Origin of the sequence: Paenibacillus aquistagni, from assembly GCF_900177815.1 — a bacterium.
Taxonomy (GTDB): domain Bacteria; phylum Bacillota; class Bacilli; order Paenibacillales; family Paenibacillaceae; genus Paenibacillus_B; species Paenibacillus_B aquistagni.
Genome location: NZ_FXAZ01000001.1, coordinates 924,499 through 938,007, shown reverse-complemented (window position 1 = coordinate 938,007; position 13,509 = coordinate 924,499). Strand labels below are relative to the sequence as shown.

Below are 13,509 nucleotides of genomic sequence, written 5' to 3'. Positions count from 1 at the left end.
CAATTGTTATGCTGTCGTTTCCTCTTTATGCTTCATTTCCAAATGATTGATGATATGCTGGAGCAGCAGATTAGTCGAATACATGCTGCTCTTCGACTGAACAGCTATTAGTTGATCTAGATATTCAGGCGCAAGCTTCTTCATATAATCCACGAGAAGCTTATCGAATAAGTCACAGTTCTTTGACTCCAGCAACCCGATCAGAATCTCTGCACATTGCTCCTCTTGAACTCCAACACGAATGAGTCCTTGCAGCAGCTTGCTCGCGAAGTCCGTCACACGCTTCGGTGGCATATGAGCCCTGCTTAGCAAGAGATGTTCTGCTCCTTTGTGCCCGGGTCTCGCAAAGGCGCATACAAGATCAAAGGCTTGCGCTTCTACAAACACATCCAGCCATCGTTCATCCCATTTGTCAGCTAATAGATTAGCAGGCGGGATGATAACGGAGGACAGCCAGATTTCGTTTTGAATCGTGAGATCAGGCAGGCTGTAAGCTGCATATTCTCGTGAATAGATCATATCTTGTATGGTTTCAATCAACGATTCCTTGAACTTTTGAGCGTCCTTAGCAGATAATGTGTTCGCCTTATTCGATAAGATTGGCGCATATCGTTCATACAGCTCAGCAGGAGTAAGATACGCATGTGACATACGGAAAGCATGCGGCATATAGCGTGGATTCGCTTTCTCCAAGGCTTGCAGCTTGCTTAGTCCGTCCGCAGACATGTTCTCTTCGATGTATATGGCAGCTTGGTCATACAGCTCCAGCCACCCATATTTCATGTAATGCGTATATTGATCGATGATACCAGAAAAAAGTTCTTCTAGCGCAGGGCTTTGTTTATCGTAAAGCGCTCTTAAAAAATATTGAACCCGCTGCCACAGCTGATCACTTTTCTTCTTATCTCCTTTTAGCTCTTCAGCAAGCTTAAGCTCCGAGTTCAAGCCTTCGACAATCATATCGGTAAGCTTAGGAGAATCACACTGCTGAACCGCGGTTAAAGCGGTTTCCATGTCTTTTCCGCTGAATGCTTCATAGATGCGTTCAATCGCTTGGTCCGATCCTCGTTGGGACAGCGCGTCATATGCGGCTTCTCGTAATGCTTTCTTCTTAGCTGCTGCGAAGCCAAACAGTTCCTCATCATATTGGTCATAAGCACCCAAATGCCGAATCGCGACCACCTTCACATCATCAGAGCCTGAGTGAGCGGCTTCAATCAGCAGTTCCGAGACTCCCTTGCCACCTATGGCAGCAATCGCTCCCAGGGTTCTCGCTTGAACTTTACCGCCGCAGGCTTCGAAGGAAGTCTTCAAATGGGGGATGATCTCTTCGCCGTAGCTTGGAAGAATGCTCTTCTCAGCCAGCTCCGCAATCTCGCTATAGGGATCACTCAGCGCTCGAATGGCATAAGGCAGTAAGCGCAAGTCATGAAACATCCCTGCTTCATACGCATCTTTAACCACTTCATATCGTCCGCTGCCGGTAGTTGTCAAAGCTTCCTGCACAAGCGCCAGCTTCCGATAGGACAGATGTGTGGTTAAGGAGTGGGGAATGTTCTCAATATCCCTACATTCGCCTTGGTCGCCAGTAGTTCCTAAGGTCTTCAATACGGAACTAAGCAGCAGGCCTAGATCCTGCAATTTTTCTGCTGAAGATTGAGAGACTTGCGACTCTCTCGAAATGAGTTCTTGTATGCACTCGCCTATCCGCTTGAACACAGGCGCTCGTTCTCCCAACTTCTCGAACGAAGGCTGTAATCGCTTCAGACGAAAGTCTTCGACAGCCAATTCACTTCCTGCAATATAGATTCGACGTACTTCTTGATATAGCTCTTGCAGCAATGCTGTACTCATCGTCTTACCTCCTTAGTACAAGAGACGGAGCATATCCGTGCCTTTGATTAGAGTTAGCGGCTGTGCGATCAACTGGCCACGATCTTGCTGGTGCTCAAACATAACCAGCAATTGAACATCCTCAAGCATCGCTTTAGGCACATAAGGCAGAAGCGAGACCGTGCTGCAGCCATAATATTTGGTATCTTCCAATTGCAGCTGCTGGCCGTTCTCATCAAGGCATACGAATTGCCCTTCCTCGCTCTCTTGAATGCGGCTAACATGCACCAGCATGACAGGATGACGATCGCCAAGCGGGTTCTTAAGCTGATTTTTCACCTGCTTGATGACATCTGCGAAGGAGCGATGGGCATTTTTGTGTATAGACTCATAATCCTGTTCGGATAACGGTCGTGCTGTCATCGCTTCCCAGCGTATTCTTCGATTGATATCGCCAGGATAACGATACAGCTCGCTAACGAGCACGGCATCGAAGAAGCTGTCCTCTTCTTTTATGAATTTGGCCGCTTTGTATGGGCGGAATTGAAGCGTGCGATTCACTTCACCCGTGGAGGTTTCGAGCCAATAGCCCTGATCGACAAACTCCTGTCTTCCCTTATCGTCATAGCTTAAGAAAGCAAGCTGAATAAGCTCTGCCTCTCTATGAACAAATCCAATATCATGCAGTTCGCTAAGCTGCCACGCATGTCCAAGCCACTCTTCAATCGTCGTCTCAGAGTCTAGCGGAAGTTCGGGATCAGCAAGCTTCGCCGTCAAGTGCGCACGGCCTTTTTTGATAAACGCATGGAGGAGAATCATTTGCTCCATGGCTTGTGAATAGTTCTCCTCCAGATTCTTTTCTTCCAATAGAAGAACAAGCCGGCGAAGCTCGATTTGAGCACCGGTCAAATAATGGTTGCCAAGCTGCTTAACATGGTCCTTCATCGACTTCAGCACCGTTTTATCTATCGTTCCTAAGCCACTACGCACTAGAGATAAGGTAAGCTTCTCAAGTAAATCCAACCCTTCAAGCTGGGCTTGAATCTTCTTCTTGAGCGCTGATTTATTCACCTTTTTCGGCTTTGGTTTCGCATCCTTTGCATCGCCATCTTGCTGCTTTTTAAGCTCTCGCTTCTCGGCTTTTTCCCGCTTCGCTAGTATATCCTCTGGAATGTCTGACTCAGCGAACGGCTGGCCTGCGGCAAATGCATACAGCAATCCAAGGGAATGCTTGCAAGGAAACTGCCTGCTCGGACAAGAACACCGCAGCACAGGCTGTTCTTTGTTCACAAAGTCAGCAGAGCACGAATAATTCGACTTCCCGCTTCCCGCGCATTCCCCAAACAAGAGCGTGCCGTCTTTCGACTGCTTCAACTCGACGTAGCTGCGTTTCCTAACAAGGCCTTGAGCATTCTTGATCGCTGACGCGTTTGGCGCCATCGCATCTATGTATCCTTCCGTTATCTCTATCACACTATTCCTCCTCCTGTTGTCTATTCCTATTAAAACGCATGACATGATCATTCGTTTCAGGAAAGATCGATATCAGCTATTTGGGCTACCTCTTTTTCGACAAAAAAAGCACCGCTTATTCCAAATTCTACACCGAACATCCGTTTCCTTTTTTTCAAAATGTAATATTTTTTGAACAAAAAAAGCCCACATGTCCTCGTGACCGAAGATCGTAGACTTTCTTCCAACTCAATTCTTATGATGTTTGTTCGTCAGAGAACATTCTACCAGCCAAACATCAGCTTAAAAATAAGTCCTGCAAGCGTCGCTGTGATTGGAATGGTAATAAACCACGTAATGACGATCTGACCAGCTGTAGACCATTTGACAGATGAAAAACGTTTGGCTGAGCCAACACCAAGAATCGCCGATGTGATCACATGCGTGGTGCTTACTGGCAGATGGAGCAGCGTTGCACTGAATATGACGCTAGCACCCGTAACATCTGCTGCAAATCCATTAATCGGCTCGATCTTGAACAGCTTCGTGCCCATCGTCTTAATAATCTTCCAGCCTCCTACGGAGGAACCAAGCGCGATGGCTGTAGCTGCGGACAGCTTTACCCAGAACGGCACTTCAAGATGATCCTGAACCCGTGCCGACACAAGCGCAAATGTAATGATCCCCATCGCCTTTTGAGCGTCGTTCGTGCCATGTGTAAAGGACTGCAGGGCCGCGGTGAAGATTTGCAGGGTCCGAAAGCCCTTGTTGACCGTATGAGGATTTTTCTTCGCAAAGATCCATTTTAGAATCGTCATGATCACGTATCCAATGCCAAACCCAATCAGGGGAGAAAAGATTAGGGCTTGTACAATGCCGATAAAGCCCCTCCAATTCACCATGGATGGACCTGCTCCAATGAAGACAGCCCCCGCCAGCGCACCGATCAGCGCGTGAGATGAAGAAGACGGTATGCCAAACCACCATGTTAGAAGATTCCATAGTATGGCGGCTATGAGGGTAGCGATAACAATCGGTATCCCATTATCAAGCTCCATGGGATTCGCTACGCTGCCTCCAATTGTCTCAGCGACCCCTGAGAACAGCAGCGCGCCAATAAAGTTCATAACCGCAGCCAAGATGATTGCCGCTTTTGGTGTTAATGCGCGTGTAGAGATTGACGTTGCAATTGCATTTGCCGTGTCATGAAAACCATTAATAAAATCGAAAGATAACGCCAAAACAATGACGATGCCAAGCACCCAGTAGTTGATTTCCATCTCCAAGCTCCTCATGTATGGTTCAATTGTTTTTTTGTTGTCTTTCCTGATTATGTCTTCATATTAGTCATTCGCTACTTTCTCCCCTTATATTCGTTTGCCCGAGTATCGGGATGAAGTCATCTCTATCTTTTCAATCTAACTATACACTAGAAACAATATGTCCAAATCGCCATATTATCAGATGCTATAAAAAAACAAGCCTAAAGTCTCAAAATAATGAGCAATAAGCTTGTTTAAACGCAATCATCTGGCAGCAACGATCAATGCGGCCCCATTTGGATCATAAGGAGTTTTTTCAAAGCTTGAAAAGGCTTCCACTGATTGGAATCCAGCTTCGTTTATACCAGCAAGAAGTGCTTGTGCTGTCAGCTTGAGCAATGAAATGGTATTGGAAAAGCAGCTGTCATTGGTTGTGATGGAAGTCGTGAATTTGATCTTCTCTCCACTCAGATCATATGCGCGATCAAATGTAAAATCCTTCTTCACCATGGACGGGAAATGAAATTCCTTATGGTCCTTAATCTTTTCGATATTCACGATCTGGATGATGAGCGCGCCATCCTTACGCAGCAATCGGCGCGTTTCCTTGAGCCAGGCCCCAACTTCTTCTACGCTGTTCAAATGAACGAGTGTATTGCCGATGCAGTAGATTGCATCATATTGATCTTGCAATTCTGAGCATTGCTGCATGGTTAGCGGCAGTGCTGTTAGCTGCGCGGTATGCTGCGCTTTCTCCTTTAAGTTCTCATACATACTAGGCTCTGGCTCGATTGCCGTTACATGATAGCCAAGCTGAGCAAGAGCTGCAGCTGTATTGCCTGTGCCTGCCCCTACATCAAGCAGGTCGCCTTGTTGAATATAAGATTGTATGAAGTCAAGCTGCTTATGGTTCGCAGGAAAAATCTCATCATAATAAGGTGTCAAATCCTGATAAAAGCTCATGGCAAGCTCTCCTTTTCTTTTTTTGAATTTGCAACTCCTACTATACACGTTAAGAATAGCTTCCCGTGTGATTTGAATCAAAGTTGTCAAAGTTTTGTACTCTAGGCGGGTTGTTCATATTGCGTTCATAATCCTACAATAAGATGGAGTCATATGACCAACCTACTCATACTGAACCTAGATAAAGGAGAGACGTTCATGAAAAGACTTTATTACACCTCATTTTTTTATGCGATTCTAGGATTGATCAGCGGTATATTCTATCGGGAATACACCAAGCTTAATGACTTTACTGGAGATACGATTTTAAAAGGCCTTCATACTCATATTTTAGTTCTTGGCTTTTTGTTTTTCCTTGTTGCAATGATCTTAGACAAGCTGTTTCAGATTCACCAATCAAAAACCTTTAATGCATGGTATATCATATATAATGTAGGCTTGATCATCTCATTGGCTGCGATGACGATGAGAGGGCTCTTGCAGGTCCAAGGAGAAGATCTGAGCTTCCTTCCTCACATTGCAGGACTTGGGCATGCTATTTTGGGTGCAGGCATCATCTGGCTGCTTGCCCTGCTTCGCAAACACGTCAAATAATTCATTGCTTGTCAAAATTATAGAGCATCGGTTCAATAGATCGGCCTTCATGGGGCAGCTATTGGGCCGATGCTTTTTCATACACAAAAAAAGAAGCATTCAGATCCACTGAAGAGTGAGTTCTGAATGCTTCTCCTGCTGCTTGCATACGTCTATCATGTCTCTGGCTTACATATTGGAAGACTGATCAACAGACTTGGTGGATGCAGACGATTTTTCGCTGAACAAGATTTTGAGCAGCGGTGGTGTCGCCAGCGTCGTAATGATAACCATAATGACGACCGCTGTGAAGTACTCCTGCAGCAGTAATCCCCCTTGAAGACCAGTTGCAGCTATAATAAGCGCGACTTCACCACGGGACACCATGCCTGACCCGATAACCCAAGAAGACTTGTTGTTGAATCCAGTTAAGCGAGCGCCAGCAAAGCCCCCGAGCAGCTTCGTCACGATCGCAACAATCGTGATCACGACAAGCAGTCCAATCTGGCTGCCAATTCCCTCAAAGCTGACATTAAGACCAATGCTCACGAAGAAGACAGGCACGAATACCGCATAGGCAATCGGTTCAATCTTGTGTTCAATATCATGCCTGAATGGGGTCTGTGACAATGCGATCCCTGCTGCGAATGCTCCGATAATACCAGCCATTTGCAGCATTTCTGCAAAGTAAGCAAAACCAAAGCAGATGACAAGTGCCATCGTGATAACCGCTTCGGTCACTTTGAGCTTGGAGAGCCATTTCATCATTGGCGGAACAACAAAAATGCTCGCTGCAATGGTAATGACAAAGAATAGAACCTTTTTACCTACAAGCACGCCAAGGGATACATCTGAACCTTGACCAAGCATGCTCATAATGAAGGCAAGCAAGATCACGACAAGCACATCATCAATTACCGCTGCTCCAAGAATCGTCGTTCCTTCACGAGACGACAGCTTGTTCATTTCTTTTAGCACCTGAACGGAGATGCTGACAGAAGTAGCACAGAACAAGACTGCGAAGAACAAGGCATGGCTGTGCGTGAAGCCAAATGCCGCTGCAGCACCATATCCCCCGATAAATGGCAAAATAATACCGCCAACGGCTACAGCAAGTGCTGACTTCCAATTGCTCTTTAATTGATCCAGATCCGTCTCAAGCCCCGCGATAAACATTAAGAGCAGCACGCCGATCTCAGCTGTTTGCTCAATAAAGGTGGTATTCTCGATCCAGCCGAGCACCGCAGGTCCCAAGATAACGCCCACCAAGAGCTTCCCCAGTACCGCTGGCTGTCCTAGACGTACAGACAGGTCGCCAGCAACCTTTGTGAAGAATAGTATCATTACCAGATACAAAATGAACTCCATTCCCTAATCCACTCCCTTTATTTGTAAATCCTAAAAAAGACAAAGAGGAGCCCTAAAATGCCAGGCTCCTCCGAAAAACAAAATATTCATTTTGCTCGTCTTTTTACACTATAATAAATACTATATACGATTTTTATCACACTTTCACGCTTATTATTCGCCATATTCTTTCATGTAAGCGTTAATATGATTAATATACTTAAAATATCGTTGATTTACATGATATTTTAACCAAATACGCAATTTCATTTCTTCATTATTAACAAAGAGTGTTATTTTCACTCACATTCTGCGTTCGGGATTCTCTACTCCTGCTCCTCCATGCTGCGTATTAACGGATTCGTCCTTAAGCCAAGGCGATGAATATGCAAGTCTACTGTCACAACCGTCTCAAGTGTAGGAAAAGTTCTATCCGTCCAATCAGCAGCAACCTTCTTCCACAGCTTTGGCTGCCCTTGATGGATGACATTTCCAAACCCGTAAATATCACTTTTCATTTCTTGCAGCTTCTTGATGGAGGATTCGATCTCCTCCTTTATGGCCGCATTTGCTTGTTTTTCAAGTTCCATAATGACCATAGGATCCAAAAGATCAACATCCGCATCAACCTCACCAATGTTCGCTTGAGCTTTAATAACAATATGAATGACAGGTTTACCGTTTTTACTCACTGCCTTCATTTTAGCTTGTGTGCGATAGGTTTCAATGCCAATGTTTTTCTTCTCGCCGCCGTAATCCAAACTGATAAGTGTTGACTTCACCTTTCCTAGAGTCCATAATACGCCGCGGCTAGTCTCATTATCAATCCAACCGATTAACGTTCCGTGTCGAAACACACCAATTCCATCCGCAATCGTATACTTAGCGCCTCTATCATCTTGTATCTTAAATCCATTAATCCATGCCTCTCTCCCAGGAGAAGTCAACGTTCGAATCACTTGGTATAAGCGCCCATCACTATTTTCACCGAGAATCTCTTCCGTATTATTCAAGAGTCGCTTCACCTTCATTGCACCAATCCGATCCAGTAATGCTCCTGTGTGCAGGAATTGTTCTGCTGTTAGGCCCTTCGTTAGGATAATGGATGCAGAGGAGCGCAATTCATTGTCTCTTTCAATGCCATCAAGAATGTGAACAATTCCTTCGGTTCTTGCCAGCTCCTCGCTAATTGCTAACAGTACCGTATGTCCGTAGTGAAGCTGACGCGAGATTGATTTACTTATTTTCCTTGTTGCTTCGAATACATTGTCACCTTCCGCAGAGTAACTGAGGGTGCTCATGGCATTGCTCGAACCACCTGACAGCATGCTTGATCCACCGCTCGGATTGATGACTTGAACTGATACATTGAGTTTCTTCGATTGTCCGGAGTCAATGCCAATTGCGGTAACAAAGCCCGTCTCATTCAATTCTCTCACATCCCAACAACCTGCGAGCAAGAACACCATGCTTAACAAGCATATTATACGAATTATTCTTTTCATACGCCCCCTACTTTACAGGTGAATTACTCTTGGAGAGCTTGGGCTTCATATAGGTCAACCATCGTGGCAAGAAGAACAAAGAGTCATCATGATTCGTTCTTAGAGTTGAGGTGAATGGAGACATATAAGGAACTCCAAAAGAACGCAAACTGCACAGATGCGCACAAATCATAATCAAAGTCATGATTATCCCAAATAATCCGAGCGTTGCAGCGCTGACCATAAGGACAAACCGCAGAAGCCTAGCCGAAATTGCCAGATGAAAACTAGGGGTGGCAAAGCTCGAGATTGCCGTAACCGAAACGACAATCACCATAGCAGGAGAGACGAGCCCTGCTTGTACAGAAGCTTGTCCAATAACAAGAGCTCCTACAATGGATACCGCCGGCCCAATTGCTTTCGGGAGCCTTACCCCCGCTTCACGTAATATTTCGAACATAATCTCCATTAGAATGGCTTCCGTGAAGCCTGAGAATGGTGTAGCTTCAAGCTGAGTCAACAAGGAGATCAACAGCCATGTAGGAATCATCTCTTGATGATAAGTCGTAGCAGCAATATAAAAAGAAGGCCCAATAAACGAAATGAAGAATATGATCAAACGCAAGATCCTCAGTGCAGTACTGATATCATAGCGAGAATAGTAATCTTCAACTACTTGAAAAAACTGATTGAACACAACGGGAACAACTAGCACAAAAGGAGTGCCGTCAACGAGTATAACGACTTTGCCTTCAAGCAGATTAGCCGCAGCTGAATCTGGCCTTTCCGTTGTAAACACGGTGGGAAACGGTGTCCAGTTTTGATCCTCAATGCATTTCTCGATGTAGCCGGATTCCAAAACGGCATCAAGCTCAATTTTTTTTAACCGCGAACGAACTTCATTGACCACATTGTCTGGCGCAATGCTCTTCATATACATAATGGATACGTTCGTCTGGGTCGCCGTACCAATTTGCATCGTTTCCAGCCACAGGTCAGGGTTGCGGATTCTTCTTCGAATAAGCGCTGTATTCGTACGAAGCACCTCAATAAAGCCCTCGCGCGGACCTCTAATGACCACATCTGTATTCGGCTCATCAATCGAACGGCTATTGCCTCCAGTGGTGCTCATCGTGACCATCTGATTCGTACCATGAAGCATAAGGACAGATTGACCTAGCAGCATGTTGCTGATTAAAGTATTCCAATCACTTAGCACCTGCACGCCACCGACAGGCAGGAAATGCTCTGTTATGTATCTGATCAGCTGCTCTTTAGACATATTGCTCGCTTGGAGCTCATCTCTCATCAGCTGCTGAATAATATCCTCTTGAATGATGTCCTGATTCGCCAAGCCATCAACGTATACAATCGCCACGCGCATCCGAATCGATGTATGAATAACAAACTGCCGGGTTACGAGATCTGAGCTGTGTCCAAAACGTTTGCGTAGATACTCTAAATTCGTATCCAGATCCTTCGATACGATAGGCTCAGGCTTCGTCTGATCCTGCTGCCAGGTATCCAGCTTCTCCGTGGAATGCTGGTTGGAGTTGGGTGATTGCTGGCTCAGCGGCTTATGGCGATTGCGATTCGAAGATTGATTCATATGCTCATCCCCCTCTGATTACACCCATTATTTGCTGAATGCTGCCTGATTATTCGATGAAGATGCTTGAGAAGCTAATCAGAAAAGGAGGATGTTACTTGCGAATCTTTATTGCCTGTGCCGTTGCATATACCTTGCATCTGATCTTATCCATTTGGCTTGATATTCTAACAGGCTTTACCCTGCAGGAAGCATGGATTAACCAATTCTCCACATTAGATGTCATTGATCCAGGAGAAATGATCGTCATCATCTTGTCGTTCCTTATCTTATTGGCTTCATTTTCCCGAAAAGCGCTGCAGCCGCTCATTCAGAAATTCAGTGCCCTAGCGCAAAATAAACAGCAAAAAAGCGGACAATAATCGTCCGCTTCGCTTTATATTCGCTCTATATCAACTTATGCAGCCGCCTTGCGTTATTTTTTCTTATGCCTGCTCGGAGCTCACCGTAAAACGAGTATTCAGATGCTTTGGTTCCTCAATCTCATCAAGAATGGCAATCGCGTAGTCCGCATAGCTTACATAGCTGTCCCCTTTAGCATTCACTAGCAAATGATCTTTGCCCACCTGATACGTACCTGTTCGCTTGCCGCTCGGATCAAAAAAGGCCGATGGGCTTATAAAAGTCCATTGAATACCGCTCGATGCCTCAAGGTCCGCAAGGTTCTTGCCTTGGTTGCTTGCTGTTGCCTTATATGCCTCTGGGAAGTCCGGCGTATCCATCACACGCAAAGTCTTGGCTTCATCGACAAACAAGCTTCCCGCTCCGCCTACGACAAGCAATCTTGTGCGAGGCGCACCCGCCATTGCTTCAATCAATATTTTCCCTACTTGAACATGCTGCTGCTCTTGTCCCATTGGAGCACCAAAGGCGTTCACTACCACATCAAAGTCCTTCACATCGTCAGAGGTTATGGCGTGTACGTCCTTTTCTTGCACCTCAACTTGCGCATGATTCATTTTGGAAGCATCTCGTACGATGGCCGTTACCTCATGTCCGCGCTCCAGCGCCTCATTCATGATAAAGCGTCCTGCTTTTCCTGTTGCTCCGATAATCGCGATTTTCATTTGTTAATTCCTCCTAGTAGGATCATTAGATTATGATATTGTTGTAACTACATTAGTTACATCTTGCGCATTAATGAACGACACCCTTGTGTCAATGTAACCATTATAGTTACAACACGTGCAGCTTGTCAACCTTTTTATCAACATTACAATTTGTTCGTCTATTAGCAAGAACATCACGACAAAAATAACCTCCTGCCTAAGCAGAAGGTTATCCAAGGGATATGGAATATCATCGTATCAAACGCAAGCGGTGAACCTTATGCGGCCAGCATCCGTACATGATTGTCAGCAGAATGCTTCATTCGCTTGGCCTTTATATTCTGCTGTGCAGACAATTGCTTGGCTAGCAGTTGAGATCTTGCGCTAATCTCCATTTCACCCATCCCATCCATATGGATAAGCGCAAGCCATTCAAACACATTGCCTTCCTGAAGCGCGTGAGCCAAGGCATACAGCCGCCATTTACTTTGCTCGTCCTTGGGCTCATTCCAGCCTAGCTCCCTTAGTTCCCTTCTCACCTTAGTCAAAGAGGCTCTTGCACGCAGCAGCGTCGCTTTGACTGCGCCTTCCGTAAGCTGCAGCAGCATAGCTGTGTCCTTGACGTTATATTCAAATACTTCCCTTACTATAAATACAGCCACCTGCTGCTTGGTTAGATGCTTGAAAAGCACATTCAGCATTCCTTCAATGGCAAGACCGCTGTCTAAAGGCTCTGCTTTGTCATGAAACTTTGTGAAGCCCGCTTCAACAGCTCGCTGTTCAATGGATTTGCGGCGCAATCGATCATGCCATGTATTCCGAGCGATGGTTAGCAGCCATGCTTCTGCGTTCGGATGCTTGTATAGCTGCCCGCTTCTTATCGCTTTATGCCACGTATCTTGTACCAGGTCCTCTGCTTCAGACATAGAACGAGTCACCGCCGTACAGTATTTGTTCAACGTGCTGTGAAGCGCCTGCCAATCCAATCGGAATGTTCGCTCACTATCATCATGAAGACGGCGCTCAAGTTGTTGGATCATCATGTTGATCCCTCCTAACACTGATTCGGCTTAAATTTAATGCATCCCTTTTCCAGTAAACGAGTGAAACGAATAAAAAGATACGCGTGCCTTCTATTTATTTGTGTGACCTATACAACGTATCTTTCATGATCGTCTTTACGTTTACAGTATATAACCCAAGGATAGGAGATGAGAATAATGAGCTTCGTGCTTCCTTATGTTGTGGAGCAAACCAATCGAGGTGAGCGAACCTATGATATTTATTCAAGACTGCTGATGGACCGCATCATTTTTATTGGCGCCGCCATCGATGATCAAGTTGCCAACAGCACCATTGCCCAGCTCTTGTTCCTCAATGCTGAAGATTCAGATAAAGATATCTATATCTACATTAACAGCCCCGGAGGCTCTACAACGGCGGGCTTTGCCATCTTTGACACGATGCAGTATGTGAAGGCTCCCGTGCATACGATCTGCATCGGATTCGCGGCTTCCTTTGCTGCCATCTTACTGCTCGCGGGCACGAAAGGCAAACGCTGTGCCCTGCCGAACAGCGAGATCATGATCCATCAGCCTCACGGCGGAGCACAAGGACAAGCAAGCGATATTGCCATTACTGCTAGGCGCATTATTAAGACTAGAGAGCGGCTCAATCATATCGCCGCAGAGCGAACAGGCCAGCCGCTTGAACGCATCGAGAAGGATATGGATCGAGATACATTTATGAGTGCTGAAGAAGCGCTTGAGTATGGGATTATCGACGAGGTCATAACTTCTCTGACCTTAGAATAAGGTGAAACCGGGGCTGTCTCATACGTCCATTTCCGACTTGGAGAAGCCCCGTTTCATTCAATACGTGGATACATCTATATCTTAGCTTAGATTACATTTTTGATTTTCTCCGTTTTACCCTTT

12 protein-coding genes are annotated in these 13,509 nt (G+C 45.6%); 3 read left to right on the top strand and 9 right to left on the bottom strand.

The window, feature by feature from the left end:
* Positions 1-6 precede the first annotated feature (6 nt).
* From B9Y93_RS04310 to B9Y93_RS04295, 4 genes are all read right to left on the bottom strand, one after another.
* The gene (locus tag B9Y93_RS04310) at positions 7-1,854 is read right to left on the bottom strand and encodes a HEAT repeat domain-containing protein (RefSeq protein WP_085493094.1); all 1,848 of its coding nucleotides are present in this window, start codon (positions 1,852-1,854) and stop codon (positions 7-9) included.
* A gap of 12 nt (positions 1,855-1,866) precedes the next feature.
* Positions 1,867-3,306: an SWIM zinc finger family protein gene (locus B9Y93_RS04305; RefSeq protein WP_085493093.1), complete on the bottom strand. Its 1,440-nt coding sequence runs from the start codon at positions 3,304-3,306 to the stop codon at positions 1,867-1,869.
* Positions 3,307-3,569: 263 nt separating this feature from the next.
* Positions 3,570-4,565, bottom strand: coding sequence for an inorganic phosphate transporter (locus tag B9Y93_RS04300; protein ID WP_085493092.1), 996 nt, complete (start codon positions 4,563-4,565; stop codon positions 3,570-3,572).
* 246 nt (positions 4,566-4,811) lie between these two features.
* Positions 4,812-5,510 (bottom strand): class I SAM-dependent methyltransferase, encoded by a 699-nt coding sequence (locus tag B9Y93_RS04295; RefSeq protein WP_085493091.1) that lies wholly within the window; start codon positions 5,508-5,510, stop codon positions 4,812-4,814.
* Positions 5,511-5,708: 198 nt separating this feature from the next.
* Here B9Y93_RS04295 and B9Y93_RS04290 point away from each other — a divergent pair, with 198 nt between their 5' ends.
* Positions 5,709-6,104: a DUF2871 domain-containing protein gene (locus B9Y93_RS04290; RefSeq protein ID WP_085493090.1), complete on the top strand. Its 396-nt coding sequence runs from the start codon at positions 5,709-5,711 to the stop codon at positions 6,102-6,104.
* 168 nt (positions 6,105-6,272) lie between these two features.
* Here B9Y93_RS04290 and B9Y93_RS04285 read toward each other — a convergent pair whose 3' ends face one another.
* The 3 genes from B9Y93_RS04285 to B9Y93_RS04275 form a co-directional block, all read right to left on the bottom strand.
* A complete protein-coding gene (locus B9Y93_RS04285; RefSeq protein WP_085493089.1) occupies positions 6,273-7,451 on the bottom strand; it encodes a cation:proton antiporter in 1,179 nt (392 codons plus the stop codon).
* Between the two features lie 305 nt (positions 7,452-7,756).
* Entirely contained in the window at positions 7,757-8,935 is a 1,179-nt protein-coding gene (locus B9Y93_RS04280) for a Ger(x)C family spore germination protein (protein ID WP_085493088.1), read from the bottom strand.
* Between the two features lie 7 nt (positions 8,936-8,942).
* Positions 8,943-10,523 (bottom strand): spore germination protein, encoded by a 1,581-nt coding sequence (locus tag B9Y93_RS04275; RefSeq protein ID WP_085493087.1) that lies wholly within the window; start codon positions 10,521-10,523, stop codon positions 8,943-8,945.
* A 98-nt stretch (positions 10,524-10,621) separates the two neighbouring features.
* Here B9Y93_RS04275 and B9Y93_RS04270 point away from each other — a divergent pair, with 98 nt between their 5' ends.
* Entirely contained in the window at positions 10,622-10,885 is a 264-nt protein-coding gene (locus B9Y93_RS04270) for a YczF family membrane protein (RefSeq protein WP_085493086.1), read from the top strand.
* 63 nt (positions 10,886-10,948) lie between these two features.
* On the opposite strand, the gene B9Y93_RS04265 is transcribed toward B9Y93_RS04270, so the two are convergent.
* Together B9Y93_RS04265 and B9Y93_RS04260 are read right to left on the bottom strand one after the other, a co-directional pair.
* Positions 10,949-11,590 (bottom strand): NAD(P)-dependent oxidoreductase, encoded by a 642-nt coding sequence (locus B9Y93_RS04265; RefSeq protein WP_085493085.1) that lies wholly within the window; start codon positions 11,588-11,590, stop codon positions 10,949-10,951.
* 260 nt (positions 11,591-11,850) lie between these two features.
* Positions 11,851-12,615: an RNA polymerase sigma factor gene (locus tag B9Y93_RS04260; RefSeq protein ID WP_085493084.1), complete on the bottom strand. Its 765-nt coding sequence runs from the start codon at positions 12,613-12,615 to the stop codon at positions 11,851-11,853.
* A gap of 177 nt (positions 12,616-12,792) precedes the next feature.
* Here B9Y93_RS04260 and clpP point away from each other — a divergent pair, with 177 nt between their 5' ends.
* Entirely contained in the window at positions 12,793-13,386 is a 594-nt protein-coding gene (gene clpP / locus B9Y93_RS04255; RefSeq protein WP_085493083.1) for an ATP-dependent Clp endopeptidase proteolytic subunit ClpP, read from the top strand.
* Positions 13,387-13,509: the final 123 nt, after the last annotated feature.

What these genes read in the sequence shown, in the direction of transcription:
- B9Y93_RS04265 (WP_085493085.1), bottom strand. Translation starts at nt 11,590, where the DNA reads ATGAAAATCGCGATTATCGGAGCAACAGGAAAAGCAGGACGCTTTATC.
- B9Y93_RS04295 (WP_085493091.1), bottom strand. Translation starts at nt 5,510, where the DNA reads ATGAGCTTTTATCAGGATTTGACACCTTATTATGATGAGATTTTTCCT.
- B9Y93_RS04260 (WP_085493084.1), bottom strand. Translation starts at nt 12,615, where the DNA reads ATGATGATCCAACAACTTGAGCGCCGTCTTCATGATGATAGTGAGCGA.
- B9Y93_RS04275 (WP_085493087.1), bottom strand. Translation starts at nt 10,523, where the DNA reads ATGAATCAATCTTCGAATCGCAATCGCCATAAGCCGCTGAGCCAGCAA.
- B9Y93_RS04285 (WP_085493089.1), bottom strand. Translation starts at nt 7,451, where the DNA reads ATGGAGTTCATTTTGTATCTGGTAATGATACTATTCTTCACAAAGGTT.
- B9Y93_RS04280 (WP_085493088.1), bottom strand. Translation starts at nt 8,935, where the DNA reads ATGAAAAGAATAATTCGTATAATATGCTTGTTAAGCATGGTGTTCTTG.
- B9Y93_RS04310 (WP_085493094.1), bottom strand. Translation starts at nt 1,854, where the DNA reads ATGAGTACAGCATTGCTGCAAGAGCTATATCAAGAAGTACGTCGAATC.
- clpP (WP_085493083.1), top strand. Translation starts at nt 12,793, where the DNA reads ATGAGCTTCGTGCTTCCTTATGTTGTGGAGCAAACCAATCGAGGTGAG.
- B9Y93_RS04290 (WP_085493090.1), top strand. Translation starts at nt 5,709, where the DNA reads ATGAAAAGACTTTATTACACCTCATTTTTTTATGCGATTCTAGGATTG.
- B9Y93_RS04300 (WP_085493092.1), bottom strand. Translation starts at nt 4,565, where the DNA reads ATGGAAATCAACTACTGGGTGCTTGGCATCGTCATTGTTTTGGCGTTA.